This window comes from Pantanalinema rosaneae CENA516, assembly GCF_050753385.1.
GTDB lineage: Bacteria > Cyanobacteriota > Cyanobacteriia > Leptolyngbyales > Leptolyngbyaceae > Pantanalinema > Pantanalinema rosaneae.
The window spans coordinates 1-18,162 of record NZ_JBLZFZ010000025.1 but is presented as its reverse complement, the minus strand read 5'-3'; the positions used below and the strand labels follow the sequence as shown (position 1 = coordinate 18,162).

The following is an 18,162-nucleotide window of genomic DNA, read 5'->3' as shown; positions in this document are numbered from 1 at the left end:
TCATCTCCAGACATTATGGCGGCATATCTGGCATGGTCGCCGCATCCGAGGTAATGGCTAATGCTGTCACTTTATCGAGCAAGGCTTCTGGGTGGGCGATCGGTTCTGCCAAGTAATCATCTGCTCCCTCAGCCAACCAATAGTCACCATGCAGGGCAGCTTTGCCATTCAGTAACACTAAAACCTTAGCTGTCTGAGTGCTGTTATGCTGCCGGAGGTGCTGCAAAACTTCGTCACTACTTGCCCCTGCCACCTGGATTTCTAATACCACCACGATCGGTTTCAGGATCTCTAGCTGGCGAATCGCCGTTGTACCATCCATAATCCACACAACCTGATAGCCAGCCGTCGTCAACAGATTGCAGATTAATGTTGCCGCTTCCTCCTGACTATGGATCAACACCACCCGTCCCGGCACGATCGGAGCCAAATCGCCCCGGAGATTCAGTGTAGGCAGCGTTTCGAGCCGATCTAGCGGCTGATTCGGTAGCCAAACGGTAAACGTAGATCCCAGATTCAGCGTAGACTCGACTTCGATCCAGCCGCCATGTAGCTCTACTAATTGCTTGGTCAGGGCTAATCCCAATCCCGTTCCTTCATACCGCCGATGATAGGAACCATCTAATTGCTGAAACTTTTTGAATAGTAACGGGAGCTGATCTTCTGAAATGCCAATCCCGGTATCTTCGACTTGAAAAATGGCATGGTTTTGCTCTCGCCAGATCTGCAACGTCACCTGCCCACCGGAGGGCGTGAATTTAATGGCATTACTCAGCAAGTTCAATAGAATTTGGCGGACTCGTCGAGGGTCTGCCGCAAATTGATCCAATCTGGGTAATAATCCTGCTTCCGAGGCGGGTTTGAGCTTTAGCTGAAGTTCGAGTTTGACTCCAGCCTTATCTGCCTTATCTTTCAACATGCGGAAGCATTCATTGGCAGTTTGAGATAACGAAAATAGTTGAATATCCAGAATAGTACGCCCCGACTCCACCTGCGACAAATCGAGGATGTCATTAATCAGTTCGAGTAAATGTTCGCCACTTTTCTGAATCGTTCTCAAATAATCTTGTTGCTTTTCCAGGGAAATAAATCGCTGTCCTTCTGCCCCCGGTGGTAAGCGGAGTAAGGTCGCCGCCATGCCAATGATGCAGGTTAACGGAGTCCGCAATTCATGACTAATGGCGGATAAAAACTCTGTCTTAGCCAGGTTAGCGGACTGGGCAGCATTCAAGGCATCGTGTAAATCCCGAGTCCGTTCTACTACATGCTGAGAGAGAGTTTCCGCCTGTTGTTGCAGTTGGGCATAGAGTTGCGTTTGCTGAATCGCGATCGCCAGGTGTTCGGCAATATTCAGTAAAAAGGTCTTTTCGCTCTCCTGCCACTGGCGCGTCCCGGAACATTGATGAGCAATTAATAAGCCCCACAGTTGTTTCTGTACCACGATCGGCACGACAAGTTTTGCCCTCACCTTTGCCCGTTGCAGCAATTCAATTAAGCAAGGAGCCTCAGCGTAGGTCGTTGTAATGTCCTCAACGGCTTGAATTGAACCTTTACGATACTTCTCCCGGCAAGCAGAGAGTTCAATAAAACAGCGTTCTCCCGCCATCTGATTCAGTACCGAAGGAATCTGGTCATGCGCCTTCGACTCATGGGTAATGCGCCCACTCGCCGGTAGCAATGAGTTTACGGGTTCCGCGTCGGCTCCAGGCTTTTGCCACTCCGACAACGCATCTGAGGCAGATGGCAACTGGGCGGGAAACTGATAGATCACCACTCGATCGGCATGAAGAAAGCATCGTAATTGCTGCACCGCCGTTTCCAGAATTACTGGCAGCTCTAAACTTTTGCGAATTTGGCTGGCGACCTGATTCAGTAATCGTTCCTGTTCCACCTGTTGGCGCAACTTTTCCGCTGTACGGCCATCTACCGACAAATCACAGGTGGGATGGTGGTTGAGATGGGTAGACATTGCCTCAACCAGTTGCAAGGTAAATTGGCTTTGCAAGGTTGGATCATTGGGCTGAATTTGGGTGGAAACCTGTTGCAGGTGAGCCAGCATCCCTGGATCGTGATTTAATTGCTGGCTGAGTTCGGTTAAAAAGCCCGCGATCGCATCGGCATCAAACCACAACTCCACCAGATACATTGGCGAGGACGAATTCCCATTGTCCTGGGGTACGGGTAATCGGTTCGGGGTCGTTGGCTGCCCGATCGGGGACTTGCCCAAAAGTAGCCCGCTAAATGATTTAGACACAACCAGCACAAATTGCCGGATTCCTTGTCGGGCTAACCAGGTGGTTGATGGAGCTAATCCGGTTTCCGTCATCACCAACACATCGGCTGCCGGTAACCGCACAACCCCCTGCATTACCCGGCGTAATGTCTCAAAGCTGGTGACTGGCAATAGGCGAGTAAAAGCAAATGGTTGAGTGCTGGGCATGTTCTTCGCAAACTCTGCAAACGCATGTAGAGATATGGCACTATCCCTACCCTATAGCGATTCCAAGGAGCTTGATCTTTAACTCAAACCAGATTAAATATCAAACCCACTAAACCCAGATTAACCGTTGCAACCGGGAGCAACGGCTCCACTCAACAAAACTCTTCAGGCAATTCGCTTGGGCTAGTTTTGTCTCAACACGGCACGATCGATCGGTGGAAACTTGAGGGAAACACTTAGAGCTAAGTTGTTCCGGGATTGATGCCTAGTGTAATCCGAATTGCGGCACGATCGCAGCCCCTAACCCACTCCGGTTTCCCCTAGCAATTCTTCCAAGCAACGCAGAAACACCCACAAAAAATCAGAGCTATTAATCAGCTCTGATCTGAACTTGGATACGGAACAAGATTTGTAATGGCTTAGCGCCCCTGTCGAGACACCAGCTTTTCAAAATTGGCCTGAGTTTGTTGAAGGAATTGCTCTCGACTATCACTAGCGTTAGTCAAAGGCGGCACTAAGTTACGAGCCTGTAGAGTCATGTGAAGCTGCAAATGGGCTACGTACTCGCTAAAGTCTTCTCGAACAGCCGTATTTAAGGGTTGATGTGAACGCGAATCCAAGGTGTTCTCTCCCTACTCTGCTTCAGTGATCAACGTAAACGAAGGTATCATGCCGCCTCCTTCGTTCCGGAGTTCGCAACGAAGCTTAACGTTATGAACTTAAAAGATTACGAAAGATAAATCAGCAGCGATCGTTATTCGCAAACCACTTGCCCATTCCCCAGTTACCTGTGCTATACTCATTAATCGTTGTCGCGGACGCATAGCTCAGTTGGTTAGAGCACCACGTTGACATCGTGGGGGTCACTGGTTCGAGTCCAGTTGTGTCCATTAGGTTTTGTACAGTGACTAATTAAATGTCATCGGTGACAAATTGCTGTCATTGAGGACAGATTATTGTTATTGGTGACACAGTTCATGGTGACGATGACCGATCCCAAGCTAGGAGAAATTGTGTTTGACCCTGCCTGTGGGACGGGGGGATTTTTGACCTGTGCGCTGGAGTATATCCGCAAGAACTATGTGAAGACAGCGGAGGATGAGGAGACGCTGCAACGATCGCTGAGAGGCTTTGAGAAGAAACCTCTGCCCCACCTACTCTGTATCACCAACCTGCTGCTGCATGGGGTGGATGTGCCTCCCGTGAAGCATGACAACACGCTGGCGCGACCGTTGCGGGACTACTCAACTCAGGAAAAGGTGCAGGTAATTGTCACTAACCCACCGTTTGGGGGCATGGAGGAGGATGGCATTGAGAACAATTTTGATTCTTTCAAGACACGGGAAACGGCAGACCTATTTCTAGTGCTGATTATGCACCTACTAGAAGACGGTGGCAGAGGGGCGATCGTCCTGCCCGATGGCACGTTGTTTGGCGAGGGTGTGAAGACGCGGATTAAGGAGAAGCTGCTACAAGAGTGCAATTTGCATACGATCGTCCGGTTGCCCAACGGCGTGTTTAACCCCTACACGGGCATCAAGACGAATCTGCTGTTTTTCACCAAGGGAGAACCGACCACGGAGGTCTGGTACTACGAGCATCCCTATCCACCAGGGTACAAGTCTTACAACAAGACAAAGCCGATTCGGTTTGAGGAGTTTGAGCCGGAGCAAGCCTGGTGGCACAACCGGGAGGAGAATGAGTTTGCCTGGAAGGTGTCGGTGGAGACGATCAAGGCGAACAACTACAACCTGGATATCAAAAATCCGCATCAGGTAGATGTAGAACACGCTGACCTGGATGAGATGCTGGCAGCCCATCAGAAACTACTGGCGGAGTTGGAGGAGGTGCGGAGTAAGCTGAAGTTTGAGCTGAAGGCATCACTGGAGCGTCAGGAGTAGGCTCTACGAGAAAAGGTGGGTTTACCAAATGGTTGTGACTGGATACTGGCGAATTAAAGCATCGATCGTCAGAATCGGCATTTGTTCAACCTGGCTTTGTGCTACCAGAATGCGATCGAATGGATCTCGATGCAGATCGGGCGATTTAGCAACTTGTAGTACGTGGCTGACCTGAATCGGTAGGCTTTCAAACCGATTGGATGCCATGCGCGAAGGGATATAGGTTCCTGGTTCTTCGGGTAGAAGCAATTTGCCTGTACCCACTTTGATGACAATTTCCCAAACGCTGGCGCTGCTCAAAAAGAGCAGGTTGCCGGGGTCAGCGATCGCGGCTTTGGCAGTATCCGATAACTGAGGGGCATCTGTGACCCACCAGAGGAAGGTGTGGGTGTCGAGCAAGGCTCTCATGATTGGGGAGAAGCGGGTTCAAGAAAGCCCTGGAGGATGTCTTCGGGTAGAGGGGCATCAAAATCGGGAGCAATCATCACTTGACCTTTATCTTGCCCAGGCACACGCGGTAGAGACGGTTGAGCCGCCAGCAATCGGGCAACGGGAACGTCACCATCGGAGATAATCACTTCTTCGCCCTGCTTGACGCGATCGAGAAGTTCGCTAAACTGAGACACGACTTCGAGGACACTCACACGAATTGTCATCGCTTGTTTCTCTCCCGTTTCCCTGGTTTCCAGTATGACCCTCGACTCTTTCTTTGACAACTTTGCCCTACTGACCGATGCTCCCAATGCCGTTTTAAATCTGCGGGAAATTGTTCTGCAACTAGCCGTTCAAGGAAAGCTTGTCCCTCAAGATTCTAGTGATGAACCAGTTTCTGTTCTGCTTGAGAGGATTCGGCTTAAGAAAGCTCAACTACTAAAAGCTGGAAAAATTGGTAAATCACAATCGAATTACTCCATAAGTTTGGATGAAGTACCTTAGGAAATCCCAGATTCTTGGAAATGGTTGAAACTTGGAAATCTAGTTGAGTCCATGAATAACGGACTTTACAAGCCTGCTAGATTTTACTCCAAAGATGGTATTGCTTGTGTCAGAATGTTCAATATTCAAGATGGACAACTAGATCTAAGAGAAATAAAGCGTGTAATCGTTGATGAAAACGAACTTGAAACTTATAAGCTTGTAGTAGGTGATTTAGTTGTAAATAGGGTGAATAGCCGAGAATTGGTGGGAAAAGCTGCCCTTGTTCAAGAGATAAAAGAACCTTTGATTTATGAGGCGATGAACATCAGAGTTCGACTTTTCCATAATCAAGATCTTCCAGAATACATAAACCTATTGTTTCGCACAAATAGAGTAAGAGCAATATTTCAGGGAGATGCTAAGCAAGCATCTGGACAAGCGTCTGTCAGCCAGCCACAAGTTGCTAGTGTTCCTGTTCCGCTTCCGCCGATCGCAGAACAGAAGCGGATTGTGGAGAAGTGCGATCGCCTGCTTGTTCTCTGTGACGAGATCGAAAAACGACAGCAGCAGCGACAAGCCAGCCTGCTCAAAATGAACGAGGGCGCAATTTCCCAACTCCTCACCGCTCAAAACCCCGACGACTTCCATCACCACTGGCAAGGCATCTGCAACAACTTCGACCTGCTCTACAGCATCCCCGAAACCATTCCCAAACTCCGTCAGGCAAGTCTCCAATTAGCCGTTCAAGGCAAACTCGTTCCTCAAAATCCTACTGATGACGCTGCATCAATTTTATTTGAAAGAATTGAGACTAGAAAAGAAGCTCTGATTAAGCAGAAAATAATTAAAAAGGCATCTCCACTGCCACCATTAGACCCCGAAAATATACCTTACCTTCTTCCCGAAAATTGGATGTGGGTTCGCCTAGATGACATCAATGATATAGGTACAGGTAGTACGCCGTTGACATCAAATAGTGATTACTATCTTGATGGCGAAATTCCTTGGATTACAAGTACTGCGACTTCTCGTGAATTCATTGATTCAGCAGAAACTTACATCACAGAAACTGCTGTGTCAGATTATCGTTTAAGACTTTACCCACCTGGTTCACTTATTGTTGCCTTATATGGTCAAGGTAGAACTCGCGGGCAAATTTCTCAATTGAGAATCTCAGCTACAATCAAGCTTGCGCGGCTATTGTTTTTTTTGAAGCTGCTGATGGTTTGCAAACATACATCAAGCGTGTTTTTCAGAAAAAATATGATGAATTGAGAGAGTTAGCAGCTTAGTGGTGCAGAAAACTCAGGGCAGTCTCATCATGAGAATTTGACCACTTTGGAGAATTCAATTCGACAATCTAAGACATCTCGTTTACGGAGAGACGCGCAGCCAGAACGTGGGTTTGTGTTGGGTAATGCTACGAGTTTGGGCAGAGACAATCGCTCGTAGCAAAGCCGAGATAGCTCCCGTAGACCAAGTTGCAGAAAACTCAAACCCCGCTCTCCATGCCAGTCCAGGCGTGAGCGCTCCCCAGCTTGCACCAGCATCATGCCCAACATCAAAGCAATCAGAGAGGCACAATCCAGCAGCATGAATAAGCAGGTCAGGGCTTGAGCCGTCCGTAAGCCCGATTGCAACACGTTAAAAGCGGCTGACTTGTAGTCCTTGAAGTGCGGTTCAATTCCACCAAATCGCTTGCCATAGAGGGCAAACGTTTGCAGGGAAGGTGACTGGTCAGACAACACTGCCCAGGTGTCTTTGGTATCGGGCACCTTAGCCGTGGCAAGATGACAGGCAATGCCATCGAGAACTTTCACATTCTCAAACAGGTACGCCTGTGCTTCAGGTGGCAATAGCTGTTCAACGGATTGAGTGCAACCGTTCGAGAGCGTTATCTTCAAGTCTGACTTCACCCGAATCGCCCATGACCAATTCTGTTGCCCCAACCAATGAATCAAGTTGCCATGTTCAAAGCCACGATCGGCCAATAAGGTGACCTGAGAGCCGTGAGGCAAGACCCGTTTGGCACCCTGAAGCACACTCTGATACTGGTCAAAGCCTACCGTAGCACTGCCATGTTCAATGACAACTTGAGCCAATGTGAAGGAACGCCCGCCCCAGACAAAGCAGATTTCAATCAGACAGAATTGATCCCATAACATACTGGTATCAAGGGTTAGCAATACAGGTTCTCCAGCAAACGCAGCCAGAACATGGCGCAGTATTGGTTCATAAAACTGCTCAGCACTGATCTGTTGATTGTGGAGGAAGTAGCTTAACCGTTCTAGGTGAGCACGGGCTTGGCATCCCCGATGACTGAGATAGGGAATCCATTTTCCCAAACAGGCACTGCCGGATTGCAAGATAGCCGCGACAATTTCAGCGAACCCTTGGAGGTGCCGTTGGTCTTTGGGCGTGACCCATTGACGCAATTGGTCTTGCAGTTGACGATACAAGAGGGGTGTTTCCATGAGATTTGCTCTGAGTTGGGGAACTTAAGCGTCTCATGAAACGCCCCGTCTCAGCTATCCCCGTCTCATTTAAGACTCTCGCTACAGCAAGCCTTTCAGGACTTCTCTGCACCACTAAGGAGTTAGCAGCAGGTGGTGCTCAACCTAACCTGAACGTAGGCAAGATCAAAGAAACGTTGATTCCCCTTCCACCCCTCGCTGAACAAAAACGAATTGTTGCCAAAGTTGATGCCCTCCTCTCCCTCTGCGATACCCTAGAAGCCAAACTCAAAGCCGTTCGCGACAGCAGCACCACCCTGATGGAAGTCGCCGCCAAACAGATCTTAGTGGCTTAATTACCCAGGAGCCTGAAAGATGGGAATGCCCTGCGTCGTCAATAGTATTCTCAAGCTCAAGCCCGCTCAAGGCTATCCGGCTCAACTTGAGCACGGCAAAGTCTATCAGGCACAGAAAGAGAGTTACCGAATCTTTCCGATCGATGTGCCGATTCCGTTAGTCGATGAAAACTGGGTCGCTTACGCCGATGCCATCATCACCAAACTCACCTGGGAGCAAAGAGTCACCCACCTGGAGTTTCAAGTCGCCCGAATCTATCCCTCACCCTTTCCGGTCAAAGAGTAGGGCAGGAAATAGCAACGAGGGAGACTTCGTTAATCCTCTTCCCTATCTAGCTGCGGAAACTGCTCAAACAGCTTAGTAATCAGCATATAGAGTTCATCCAGAACCTCCTCTGCCCCCTCCTCATCCACCTCAGTTAACAATTGCTCCACGCCAGCAAGGTGCTGCATGAGGCGATCGGATTGTTGACGGTCAAGCGAAGACATAGCGATCGGAAGTTGCTGAAGTTTTCTAGCAGGTTATTATAGCCCTCTTCCGGTTAATAATTTTCCTCGACGACTAATATGTCACTGTACGCCATATCCCTTGGTGACAAAAAATTATAAACAAGTTCCCCAGCTAGACACTGAAGCAGAGGACTAGCGGAGTTCCATTAGAAAGTGATAGCCGCCAATCATCAGTCCTTGATTCAAATAGAATTTGTGAGCCGGATGACGAGTTACGCGACAATCTAAATGGAGTTGCACACAGTGATGCTGTTCGGCATATTCCGCTAACCAAGAGAGTAGCTGGCTACCATAACCGTGGGAACGGGTTTCGCTATCTGTCACCAAATCATCAACATATAAATACTTGCGCCAAGCAAAACTTTCACTAATGTGAAATCCGGCAACTGAGACAACCCGATCGTCAACTTGTAAGTAAGCGAGCTGATAGCGATCGTGTTGCATCTGTTGAACTTGTTCGACAAACGTTTCAACCATTAAGTAAGGATGCAATTGCACCAATAATGGATAGCATTGAGCAATTTCAGTCGTTGATTCCGCTAATTTAATCACCATCACCTGTTCCTCAAACCCGATCATCCGTTGCCCTCCTGAGTAATTCTGTAACGCTCGGCGGCAAGGTGACTGCCCGGTTGGGCTCTGGGTTAAAATCTACGACTTGCACCACCGCATCCAAATTTAAACCGCCGTAAATATGGGGAAATTTTTCTCCCGTCGCGATCGCATCGTAGCGAATCTCTGCCTGTACTTGGGTAGCATCAATACACAGTAATACCAGGTTGGTTTGCCCCTGAAAAAACCGCTCCACCACTCCGGGAATTTGCGCCGGAACTGAACAGTGAATAAAGCCTTCCGATGCCAAACTATCGGCTCGATATTCCCCCAGTTGTTCGGCTTGTTGCCACTGCGATCGGGTAGTAATGTGCAAAATAATCGTCATCACTTACAGCACTAAATCAAGTAAATTCCAACTAATCATTTGCCCAGTTGACTGAGAGGAATTCACGGTGGCGATCGGTACTGGCGCGGTCATCATTCCTTGACTACCAATCCACCCGAGAATGACAGTAATCACAATTGCCTGAAAGAATTTGTTGAGCATCTCCGACCTCCTGAGCAGTTGATCACAGCGAATTGAATCGCCATCTGTAGTCATCCTACCCAATGCCTGGATGAAGTCACCTCGCCTCAATGGTTCGCCCAATCAGGTGAAGAGTAGGGGTACGGCATCCCATCCGGGAAGCAAGCTACAGAGATTTCTGGGGTGGCAAAGATTTTTTATTGAATGCCACGCCCCTACAGAACGATGCAGAGTGATTGAATTCCCATTCCTAAACGTCCGGTTTACCAGGCGATCGCTAAGCCATCGGCACGAGGTTCGGAGGCGGCAACCAACACCCCATTCTGCCGCAAAATCATTTGTCCCCGCCCAAAGAAGCCACCCCGCCGAACTAAATGCTGCCGTTCTGTTAACGCATCGGCAACGGATTGAGACACCGATCGCTCCAGCAAGATCCGATTCTGCTCCAAAAACCGCCAACGAGGAGCATCCAGCGCCGCCTGCGGATTCATGCCGTAATCAACTAAATTCACCACCATTTGCAGATGTCCCTGGGGCTGCATCGGCGCACCCATCACGCCAAAGGCTCCTAATGGTTGGTCAGCTTGGGTGAGAAAGCCAGGAATGATCGTATGAAAGGGACGCTTACCCGGAGCAATCTGATTCGGGTGTCCCGCTTCAACACTAAATCCAGTCGCTCGGTTATGCAGGGCGATTCCCGTCTCCGGCACTAAGATGCCACTGCCAAACCCCTCATAGTTGGACTGAATGAACGACACCATCAAATCCGGGTCAGCCGCCGTCAGGTAGACTGTACCGCCTTTGGGTAAACCCGGTTGCGCTAGAGGTAGGGCAGTGGGTTGAATCAGCTGACGACGATCGCGGGCATAGGACTGACTTAATAAATCAAGGGACGACAGATCCATGTGATGCGGATCAGCCACATAGCGATAGGCATCGGCAAACGCCAGTTTCATCGCTTCGATCTGCCAGTGGTAACTGTCGGCTGACTCACGCGGATAACGCCCTAGCTCAACGCCCTCCAGAATATTCAATGCCATCAACGCGGCAATCCCCTGACCATTGGGGGGAATTTCCCAGACTGTAATCCCCCGGTAATCGGTCGAAATGGGTTCCACCCAATCTGCCTGATGATTTGCCAAATCCGCCAGAGTCAGATAGCCCCCAGTTGCCACCGCAAAATTCACTATCTGTGTTGCTAAATCGCCTCGATAGAACGATTCTCCACCACTGTGCGCGATCGCTCGTAAGGTAGCAGCGTGGGCAGGACTGCACCAGATTTCCCCTACCGATGGAGCGCGATCGCCCGGAAAGAACACTGATTTGAACGGTTGAAATTCCGCGCCTTGTAAGGGCAAATAGCGAGATTCCGATCGCTTCCAGGCAATTGCCGTCTCCGGCGACACCGGATAGCCCGCTTCGGCATAGCGAATCGCCGGTTCAAATAATCGCTCAAATGGTAATTTTCCCCACCGTTGCCATAAGGTTTGCCATGCCGACACAGCCCCCGGTACGGTGACACTCAACCAACTGCGATCGGGAATCTGCTGGAGATTCGCACATTGTTCTGGAGTGAGAGCTTGCGGACTGCGACCCGAGCCATTTAAGCCGTGGAGTTTACCATCCCAAACCAGAGCAAAGGCATCCCCCCCAATCCCGTTAGAGGTTGGTTCTACCACCGTTAGGGCGATCGCCATTGCCACCGCCGCATCGATCGCATTCCCCCCTGCCCACAGCATCTCCATCCCTGCCAGGGTGGCTAAGGGTTGACTGGTGGCGACCGCGCCCCGTTGCCCTAAAACAACCCGGCGACTGGAGGGATAGGGGTAATCAGTTAAATCAAAGGAAATCATGTTAGGTATCGATCGCGGTTTGTCCTACCACTGGTTTTAACTTGGGGAGAATGCGATCGCAGCTAAATAGAGTTCCAGCCATCACACAAACGGGCACCATAATCAAATTCAAAAAGGGAATACTCATCAATCCCAAACACACCAGCGCAAAGCTGACACTGGCAGGAATCGTGCGGAAAACCAGACCAATTTTGGTGCGAAAACGCAGTCGCCGTCGTTCTAATGGGGGATCGATAAAATCCAACACAACCATCAGTGCGGCAAGGGCAATACTACCCAGACTGGCAATCAGATTCCCGATCGGGGGGAAAAAGTGCAGCAGTAATAAGGGCAAGCCAATCACGACCAGGAGCAACAATTTTTTCAGTTGAAAGGCGATCGCCCGCCAGATGTCATGGACAATGCGCCCCCAACTGGGAGAACCGATGATTGGTAATTCACCTAATCGCTCTTTCTCAATTTGTTCGGCAACCATGCCATACCAGGGTGCGCCAAAAATCGCCCCAAATTGTACCAGCAGGAATCCCGTAATCAGCAATAACAATAACGCTAATAAGGCTTGCAACAATTCATCAAACACCGTTGCCACTGAGGGAATCCACATCAGCCAACGAGACAACCACTCCGGCGATCGGGCAATTTGGGTGGCTAACCAATTGGGAATACTCGCAGTTCCCTGAGCGATCGCTCGCCACCCCGGAATCAACAGACTGGCATACAAAATCATGCCAACCACAATATTCACCCCAATGGGAATGACAATCCCACTCCACAGTTGCGGAGCCTGCTGCAACAACGACAATACTCGTAGAGGATACAACGCCCCCGCCACAAAACTAATTGGCGCTGTGACAAAGGTTTTAATCGCTCCCGGTTCTGGTTTTTGGTTCATGTAAATCAATCATTAAATGGAGCCAACTCAGTAGCCAGGTGAAATTAATTGGGAGATGCCAGCCTTTTGCCCTCACCCCCAGCCCCTCTCCCAAAACTGGGCGAGGGGAGCCAATCTTAGCCCCCTTCTCCCAAATTTGGGAGAAAAAGGTTGGGGGATGAGGGCAGTTTTAGCATCGTCAGTTTAATTACGCCTACCTACTTATTGTTAGATTATCCTCGGGATGGATAGGTGTTAGTGAATACCTCCTTTAAGTGCATTCTTAGGTTTTCGATACTTTTCCACTGAGCTAGCAGTTTCGGGCTAGCTAATGACTTTGCTTTGGTATCGAACCAGCCCCAATCTGCCTTCATAAATTTTTTATCGGAAGGGATACAATCAGCATCAGAATTGTCAAAATCAGCCACCCAGTGAACCTTAACCCAACGGAAAATTCCCCACGGATCTGATTGCTTCCATTGAGCTTCATCTTCAATACCTTCATTCACAAGTTCAACGATATGTGTTAGACGGCGAACGTCTGTAGACCGTTTCTGAGACAAGATAATCAATGCTCCTTTGGGTAAGTTTAAAGCATGATTCCTTACCCCTACACCATCTCTAAAGCTCAATTGAAAGTAAGAGCCAACCAAAAAATCTTTGTATGCCCACTTCTTATCATCATCATCATTAACATTTTTGATGTATTCCAGCCGATCAAAATCAATCATATTACCTACAGATATTTGCTAGAGAGATCGCAAGACTAAGATAACTCAATTACAACCATTCTCTAGCTTATTTATCCCTAATCACTAGCAAATAAGTGTCCAGCTTTCACTGAGTAAATCTGGGAGGACTTCAACCATTGGGCATCAAATGAGCCTAAATGAGTGGTGGTAATTAACGTTTGAAAGCGATCTTGAATCGCTTCTAATAGTTGGTTCTGCCGATCGAGATCTAACTCTGCCAAGACATCATCCAGTAATAGTAAAGGTGGTTCAGCAATTACCTCTTCAATTAACTTCAGTTCTGCCAATTTAAGGGCTAAAACTAAAGTGCGCTGTTGACCTTGAGAACCATATTGCCGCGCCGAGGTTTGATTAATGGTGAATTCCACATCATCCCGATGCGGTCCCACTAAGGTACTGCGCTGCTGTTGCTCGGCGATCGCCCGTGTCTGCAATTTCTCGAAAAACGCCTGTTGCACCACAGTTGGCTCATCCTGCTCCAGAGGCACATTGGGCGCATAACGGATTGTCAACGCTTCACAACTCCCACTAATCGCCTGATGCCAGTAGTGCGCTAACGGCGCTAACCGCTGCACCACCCGCGATCGTCGCCGGATCACCCGCGTTCCTGCCGTGACTAACTGAGCATCCCACAACGCCAACTCATCCACAGACGACGAATCTGCTACAGCCCCACCTGCCTCATCTCCCTCATCTCCCCATCTCCCTACTCCCCCATCTGCCCGCCCTTCCTTTAACAACGCATTCCGTTGACGCAGAATTTGGTTGTACTGCTGCAAGATATAGGCATAAACAGGTTCCAGTTGAATCAGCAAAGCATCCAGCCAGTGACGACGTTGCTCGGGACCGCCCCGAACCAAATCCAGATCGAGGCTAGAAAACTGGACGGTGTTCAATGTACCTAGAAAATCCAGTTGCCGTCGCATCGGTTGGTGATTCAGGGCGACCGTCCGGCGACTATTTTGCCGAAGCGTAATTCCCAGATCGATCGTCCCGGTCATCCGTTCCAACTGAGCCGCAATCTGAGCCACCGTGTCCCCATCCCGAATCAGATCGCGATCACGGGAAGTCCGGTGCGATCGCAGGGTCGATAACAGTTCTACTGCTTCTAATAAATTGGATTTACCCTGGGCATTATTGCCAACCAAAATCGTTTTGGCTGCATCAAATTCCACCACCTGATCGTGATAGTTGCGGAACTGCCGCAGGTGCAGGGCTTTCAGAAACATTTAGCCTTTTCGCTTCCGCCAGGTTACATAGAGCCGGAGGGCAATCTTCTCCAGTTCAATCCAGACAAACATTAAGACACTAAAGCCTAAACAAATGCTTAATTCGGTCAAGTTGAGGTAATGAGTCCCAAAGAAATTACGCAGGAATGGCACATAAATCAAAGCAAGTTGCAACAGGCTTGTAAACACGACCGATGTCCAAACATACAGGTTCGTCATCGGATTCATTTCGATCGTCAGGCGGGTGTTAGACCGAATTGCCAACGCATGTCCCATCTGTGCCAGACACAGGGTTGTAAATACCATCGTTTTCCAGCGTTCTTGATCGGCAGGATTGGTATAAACAGTATGGGTATAGCTATACGACCAGGTCATCAGTCCGATCGCCAGAATTGACAGAATTAAGCCAATTCGCAGCATATAGCTCCCCAACCCCCGCGCAAAAATACTTTCCTGCGGATCATGGGGCGGACGATTCATCACATTCGGTTCCGCCGGTTCGACGGCTAGTGCCAACGCGGGTAAACCATCGGTGACTAAGTTCATCCAGAGAATTTGTAATGGCGTGAGTGGCACCCCCCCTAAACCAATTAATGGTGCCGCCGCGATCGTTAGCAGTTCACCAATGTTACTGCCCAGAATGTACTTAATAAAGCGCCGAATATTGGTATAGACCACCCGACCTTCTTCTACCGCCGCGACGATCGTGGCAAAGTTGTCGTCCAGCAGCACCATATCGCTGGCATCTTTACTGACATCGGTGCCCGTAATCCCCATTGCTACCCCAATATCGGCTTGTTTCAGGGCTGGGGCATCATTTACACCATCGCCGGTCATCGAAACAATTTGTTGGCGATGCTGAAGCGCCTGGACAATCCGCAGCTTGTGTTCCGGGGCAACTCGGGCATAGACACTGACCTCGCCCACCACCTGTTCCAGTTCCGCCAGACTGAGTTTCTCCAGGTCGCGTCCGGTTAACACGCGATCGCCCGGTTCCGCCATGCCTAAGTCTTCCGCTACCGCTTGCGCCGTTAATTGGTGATCGCCAGTAATCATCACCGGACGAATACCCGCCGTCCGGCAACGAGCCACAGCCCCCCGCACTTCCGGACGAGGCGCATCTAACATACTGACCAGACCTAACCAAATTAACTGTTGCTCGGCGGCATCCTCTTCCGCCTCGGATGGCACCGTTGACAATGGCTTGCAGGCAAAGCCCAGTACCCGCAGTCCCCGCCCTGCCATTTGATTGTTATGCTCTAAAATCGTCTGGCGTTGCTCTGGTGTCAGGGATTGTGCCGCTTCCCCAACCTGAATTTGCGTACACCGCTCCAGAACTAACTCCGGGGAACCTTTCGTAAACATCATGAAGCGATCGATGCCACGACCCGCCGCATTTTCAGGCGCTGTTTCCACAATCACGCTCATGCGCTTCCGTTCCGATGAGAATGGAAACTCTGCCACGCGGGGCATCTCATTCATCCACTGGTCTTTTTGAAATCCCGCTTTACCCGCCAGGCATAGTAAGGCTCCTTCCGTCGGATCGCCTAAAATCACCCAATCGCCTTGCTCTTTCTGTAATACCGCGTCGTTACATAATGTACAGGCAGTTAGCAGGTTTAACAGTTCTGGATGATGGCTGGGCGCGATCACGGCATGACTGCTGTCGGTTAGCGGCTGAAATTCTCCCACCGGATCGTAACCCGAACCCGTCACTTGCAGCACTGTGTTACCCGTATGGAGTAATTGCACCACCATTTTGTTCTGAGTCAGGGTGCCCGTTTTATCCGAGCAAATTGTGGTGACAGACCCCAGGGTTTCGACGGCCGGTAGTTTACGGATCAGGGCATGGCGCTTCACCATCCGTTGCGTTCCCAATGCCAGCGTCACGGTGATCACCGCAGGCAACCCCTCCGGCACGATCGCCACTGCCATACTCAGCGACACTTCTAAAAACTCTTTTCCCACATCACCCAGTGCCACCGCCAATACATTCCTGCCGGTACTCCAGGCGGCATAGCCAATCCCACCAAATACCACCAATCCCACCAGGGCTAAGGCACCGGTTACTAAGGCTTGGCTGAGTTGATCCATCCGTTGCTGCAAGGGAGTCGGTTCCGTTTCCACCTCTTGCAACATGGTGGCAATCCGTCCCAATTCCGTTTTCATCCCGGTGTTCGTGACGATCGCCGTTGCCCGACCATTCACGACTTCCGTCCCTTGAAACACGAGATTAACGCGATCGCCTAAGGGGGTATCTTCAGGCAGTACGGCAGCAACCTGCTTATTCACCGCCTGGGCTTCCCCGGTTAATGCAGCTTCCCGCACTTGTAAATTTGCTGCTTCGATTAACCGGGCATCGGCAGCCACCTGTACCCCGGCTTCCAGCAACATCACATCTCCCGGCACCAAATCACGGGAATCGACTTCGATCGTTCTACCATCCCGAATGAGCCGCACTCGGGACGAGGCCATTTGCTTCAAGGCAGCTAGATCTTTTTCCGCTTTACTTTCCTGCAAGTAACCCAGTAGCCCATTCAGAATCACGATCGCCAGAATTGCGATCGTGTCCTTAAACGGCACATCATTCGCCTTCAGATCCCCCGCTTGCCAGGAAACAAAGTCCAAAATGCCAGAGACGATCGCCACGGCAATCAACAACAGCAGCATGATGTTCGTGAACTGGTCGAACAAAATCTTCCAGGCACTCCGTCCCTGGGCTTCTACCAATTCATTGGAACCATAGCGCTCTAGTTGCTCAGCCGCTTGTTCACTGGTTAAACCGAGTTGGCGATCGGTCTGTAATAATTCCAGAGCTTTGTCAGCGTCCAAAGTATGCCAAAGCGTGACAGAGCCAGACGCAGGAGGTTGTGCAGTCATACAGAAATGTTACGGGAAGTGCTATAACACCTACAGAACTTAATGATAGTGCCTATACTAATCAAATAGCACTATTAAATAGTGTTAAGTTAAAGCCAATTTCCTTCTTCAGATGGTTGCTAACCCGTTTATTCCCGAAACATTAGTAGGGCGGCAGGCAGAATTGCAGCAAGTTAGCCAAATTCTCGCCGCTGATGGTGATTTGTTGATTGCCGGAGTTCCCGGTAGTGGACGACGAACCCTGGTTCGTTTCGCCGCGCAAGCCGTTGGTGCCAGGATGGTTGAAATCGACTGCCTGCGAGCCACAGATAGCAACCGCTTCTTACACTTAATTGCTGAAAGTATTCTGACAGTGTTTGAATCCGCCCCTGACTTAGCCCTGATTCGACACTGGAGTAGCAATCAACCCATTGTTTTAGAGCACCCGATCGGCGGACGTGCCAAGCTAGTGTGGCATTCATCGCCCAAAGAGTCCTGGAAACTGTTTCAAATCCTCCTGACCCTACCGCAGGTCATGGCAGAATGGCTCAACTGCCGGATTGTGTTGGTGTTTGAGAATTTTCCTCACATTCGCTCCTGGGATCGATCGGGACAATGGGAGCGCTATTTACGCCAGGAAATTCAACACCAAAGCCGGGTGAGTTATGCCTTAATCGCCACAACTGCTGAAAGTTGGGTACAACACAGCAACATGCAAGTGGTATTTCTACCGCCCCTTGCCGATCGGGAACTGGAACCCTGGATCATCACCACAATGGCAACCCAAGGATTAAAGTTTGATCCAGATAGCCAAGCCCTGAAGCTATTTCTCAACTATGTTCAAGGCAACTTAGGGGATGCGATCGCCCTGGCTCGCCGGATTTGGCTCGACTATCGAGCGTTAAACTGCGATCTTGGACCTGTCTCTTATACACATCT

20 protein-coding genes and 1 tRNA gene are annotated in these 18,162 nt (G+C 49.8%); 7 read left to right on the top strand and 14 right to left on the bottom strand.

Annotated features, from left to right (window positions below):
- Positions 1-13 precede the first annotated feature (13 nt).
- Both ACN4EK_RS15705 and ACN4EK_RS15700 read right to left on the bottom strand, forming a co-directional pair.
- Positions 14-2,440 (bottom strand): hybrid sensor histidine kinase/response regulator, encoded by a 2,427-nt coding sequence (locus ACN4EK_RS15705; protein ID WP_431658943.1) that lies wholly within the window; start codon positions 2,438-2,440, stop codon positions 14-16.
- Positions 2,441-2,859: 419 nt separating this feature from the next.
- A complete protein-coding gene (locus ACN4EK_RS15700) occupies positions 2,860-3,060 on the bottom strand; it encodes a hypothetical protein (RefSeq protein ID WP_431658942.1) in 201 nt (66 codons plus the stop codon).
- 196 nt (positions 3,061-3,256) lie between these two features.
- Between ACN4EK_RS15700 and ACN4EK_RS15695 the strand changes: the two genes are divergently transcribed.
- Positions 3,257-3,330 (top strand) — tRNA-Val (locus ACN4EK_RS15695).
- 87 nt (positions 3,331-3,417) lie between these two features.
- On the top strand, positions 3,418-4,341 hold the full coding sequence (locus ACN4EK_RS15690) for an N-6 DNA methylase (RefSeq protein WP_431658941.1): 924 nt from the start codon (positions 3,418-3,420) through the stop codon (positions 4,339-4,341).
- Between the two features lie 21 nt (positions 4,342-4,362).
- Here the strand turns inward: ACN4EK_RS15690 and ACN4EK_RS15685 are convergent, their stop codons facing one another.
- Together ACN4EK_RS15685 and ACN4EK_RS15680 are read right to left on the bottom strand one after the other, a co-directional pair.
- Positions 4,363-4,749, bottom strand: coding sequence for a type II toxin-antitoxin system VapC family toxin (locus ACN4EK_RS15685; protein ID WP_431658939.1), 387 nt, complete (start codon positions 4,747-4,749; stop codon positions 4,363-4,365).
- Complete coding sequence (locus ACN4EK_RS15680; RefSeq protein ID WP_431658938.1) at positions 4,746-4,997, bottom strand: type II toxin-antitoxin system Phd/YefM family antitoxin; 252 nt, start codon at positions 4,995-4,997, stop codon at positions 4,746-4,748. Before ACN4EK_RS15680 ends, ACN4EK_RS15685 begins: the two co-directional genes overlap by 4 nt.
- Positions 4,998-5,031: 34 nt before the next feature.
- Here ACN4EK_RS15680 and ACN4EK_RS15675 point away from each other — a divergent pair, with 34 nt between their 5' ends.
- The gene (locus tag ACN4EK_RS15675; RefSeq protein ID WP_431658936.1) at positions 5,032-5,277 is read left to right on the top strand and encodes a hypothetical protein; all 246 of its coding nucleotides are present in this window, start codon (positions 5,032-5,034) and stop codon (positions 5,275-5,277) included.
- 3 nt (positions 5,278-5,280) lie between these two features.
- Positions 5,281-6,534 carry a restriction endonuclease subunit S gene (locus tag ACN4EK_RS15670; RefSeq protein WP_431659027.1) on the top strand — a complete coding sequence of 418 codons (1,254 nt, stop codon included), beginning with the start codon at positions 5,281-5,283 and terminating at the stop codon, positions 6,532-6,534.
- A 44-nt stretch (positions 6,535-6,578) separates the two neighbouring features.
- Here ACN4EK_RS15670 and ACN4EK_RS15665 read toward each other — a convergent pair whose 3' ends face one another.
- Positions 6,579-7,733 (bottom strand): transposase, encoded by a 1,155-nt coding sequence (locus ACN4EK_RS15665; protein ID WP_431657427.1) that lies wholly within the window; start codon positions 7,731-7,733, stop codon positions 6,579-6,581.
- A 35-nt stretch (positions 7,734-7,768) separates the two neighbouring features.
- Between ACN4EK_RS15665 and ACN4EK_RS15660 the strand changes: the two genes are divergently transcribed.
- The gene (locus tag ACN4EK_RS15660) at positions 7,769-8,068 is read left to right on the top strand and encodes a restriction endonuclease subunit S (protein WP_431658935.1); all 300 of its coding nucleotides are present in this window, start codon (positions 7,769-7,771) and stop codon (positions 8,066-8,068) included.
- A 19-nt stretch (positions 8,069-8,087) separates the two neighbouring features.
- Positions 8,088-8,354 carry a DUF2584 family protein gene (locus ACN4EK_RS15655; RefSeq protein ID WP_431658934.1) on the top strand — a complete coding sequence of 89 codons (267 nt, stop codon included), beginning with the start codon at positions 8,088-8,090 and terminating at the stop codon, positions 8,352-8,354.
- Between the two features lie 29 nt (positions 8,355-8,383).
- Here the strand turns inward: ACN4EK_RS15655 and ACN4EK_RS15650 are convergent, their stop codons facing one another.
- From ACN4EK_RS15650 to ACN4EK_RS15610, 9 genes are all read right to left on the bottom strand, one after another.
- Positions 8,384-8,557 (bottom strand): hypothetical protein, encoded by a 174-nt coding sequence (locus tag ACN4EK_RS15650; RefSeq protein WP_431658933.1) that lies wholly within the window; start codon positions 8,555-8,557, stop codon positions 8,384-8,386.
- A 153-nt stretch (positions 8,558-8,710) separates the two neighbouring features.
- Positions 8,711-9,157 carry a GNAT family N-acetyltransferase gene (locus tag ACN4EK_RS15645; protein WP_431658932.1) on the bottom strand — a complete coding sequence of 149 codons (447 nt, stop codon included), beginning with the start codon at positions 9,155-9,157 and terminating at the stop codon, positions 8,711-8,713.
- On the bottom strand, positions 9,144-9,518 hold the full coding sequence (locus ACN4EK_RS15640) for a DUF952 domain-containing protein (protein WP_431658930.1): 375 nt from the start codon (positions 9,516-9,518) through the stop codon (positions 9,144-9,146). The genes ACN4EK_RS15645 and ACN4EK_RS15640 overlap by 14 nt, the downstream gene beginning before the upstream one ends.
- A gap of 3 nt (positions 9,519-9,521) precedes the next feature.
- Complete coding sequence (locus ACN4EK_RS15635; protein WP_431658929.1) at positions 9,522-9,680, bottom strand: hypothetical protein; 159 nt, start codon at positions 9,678-9,680, stop codon at positions 9,522-9,524.
- Positions 9,681-9,922: 242 nt separating this feature from the next.
- Positions 9,923-11,512 (bottom strand): gamma-glutamyltransferase family protein, encoded by a 1,590-nt coding sequence (locus ACN4EK_RS15630; RefSeq protein ID WP_431658928.1) that lies wholly within the window; start codon positions 11,510-11,512, stop codon positions 9,923-9,925.
- Between the two features lies 1 nt (position 11,513).
- Complete coding sequence (locus tag ACN4EK_RS15625; protein WP_431658927.1) at positions 11,514-12,404, bottom strand: EI24 domain-containing protein; 891 nt, start codon at positions 12,402-12,404, stop codon at positions 11,514-11,516.
- Positions 12,405-12,616: 212 nt separating this feature from the next.
- The gene (locus ACN4EK_RS15620) at positions 12,617-13,114 is read right to left on the bottom strand and encodes a hypothetical protein (protein ID WP_431658926.1); all 498 of its coding nucleotides are present in this window, start codon (positions 13,112-13,114) and stop codon (positions 12,617-12,619) included.
- Positions 13,115-13,191: 77 nt separating this feature from the next.
- Complete coding sequence (gene recF / locus ACN4EK_RS15615; protein ID WP_431658925.1) at positions 13,192-14,364, bottom strand: DNA replication/repair protein RecF; 1,173 nt, start codon at positions 14,362-14,364, stop codon at positions 13,192-13,194.
- Positions 14,365-17,244 (bottom strand): cation-translocating P-type ATPase, encoded by a 2,880-nt coding sequence (locus tag ACN4EK_RS15610; RefSeq protein ID WP_431658924.1) that lies wholly within the window; start codon positions 17,242-17,244, stop codon positions 14,365-14,367.
- Between the two features lie 112 nt (positions 17,245-17,356).
- Between ACN4EK_RS15610 and ACN4EK_RS15605 the strand changes: the two genes are divergently transcribed.
- A partial coding sequence (locus tag ACN4EK_RS15605; protein ID WP_431658923.1) for a P-loop NTPase family protein occupies positions 17,357-18,162 on the top strand: 806 nt, incomplete at its 3' end.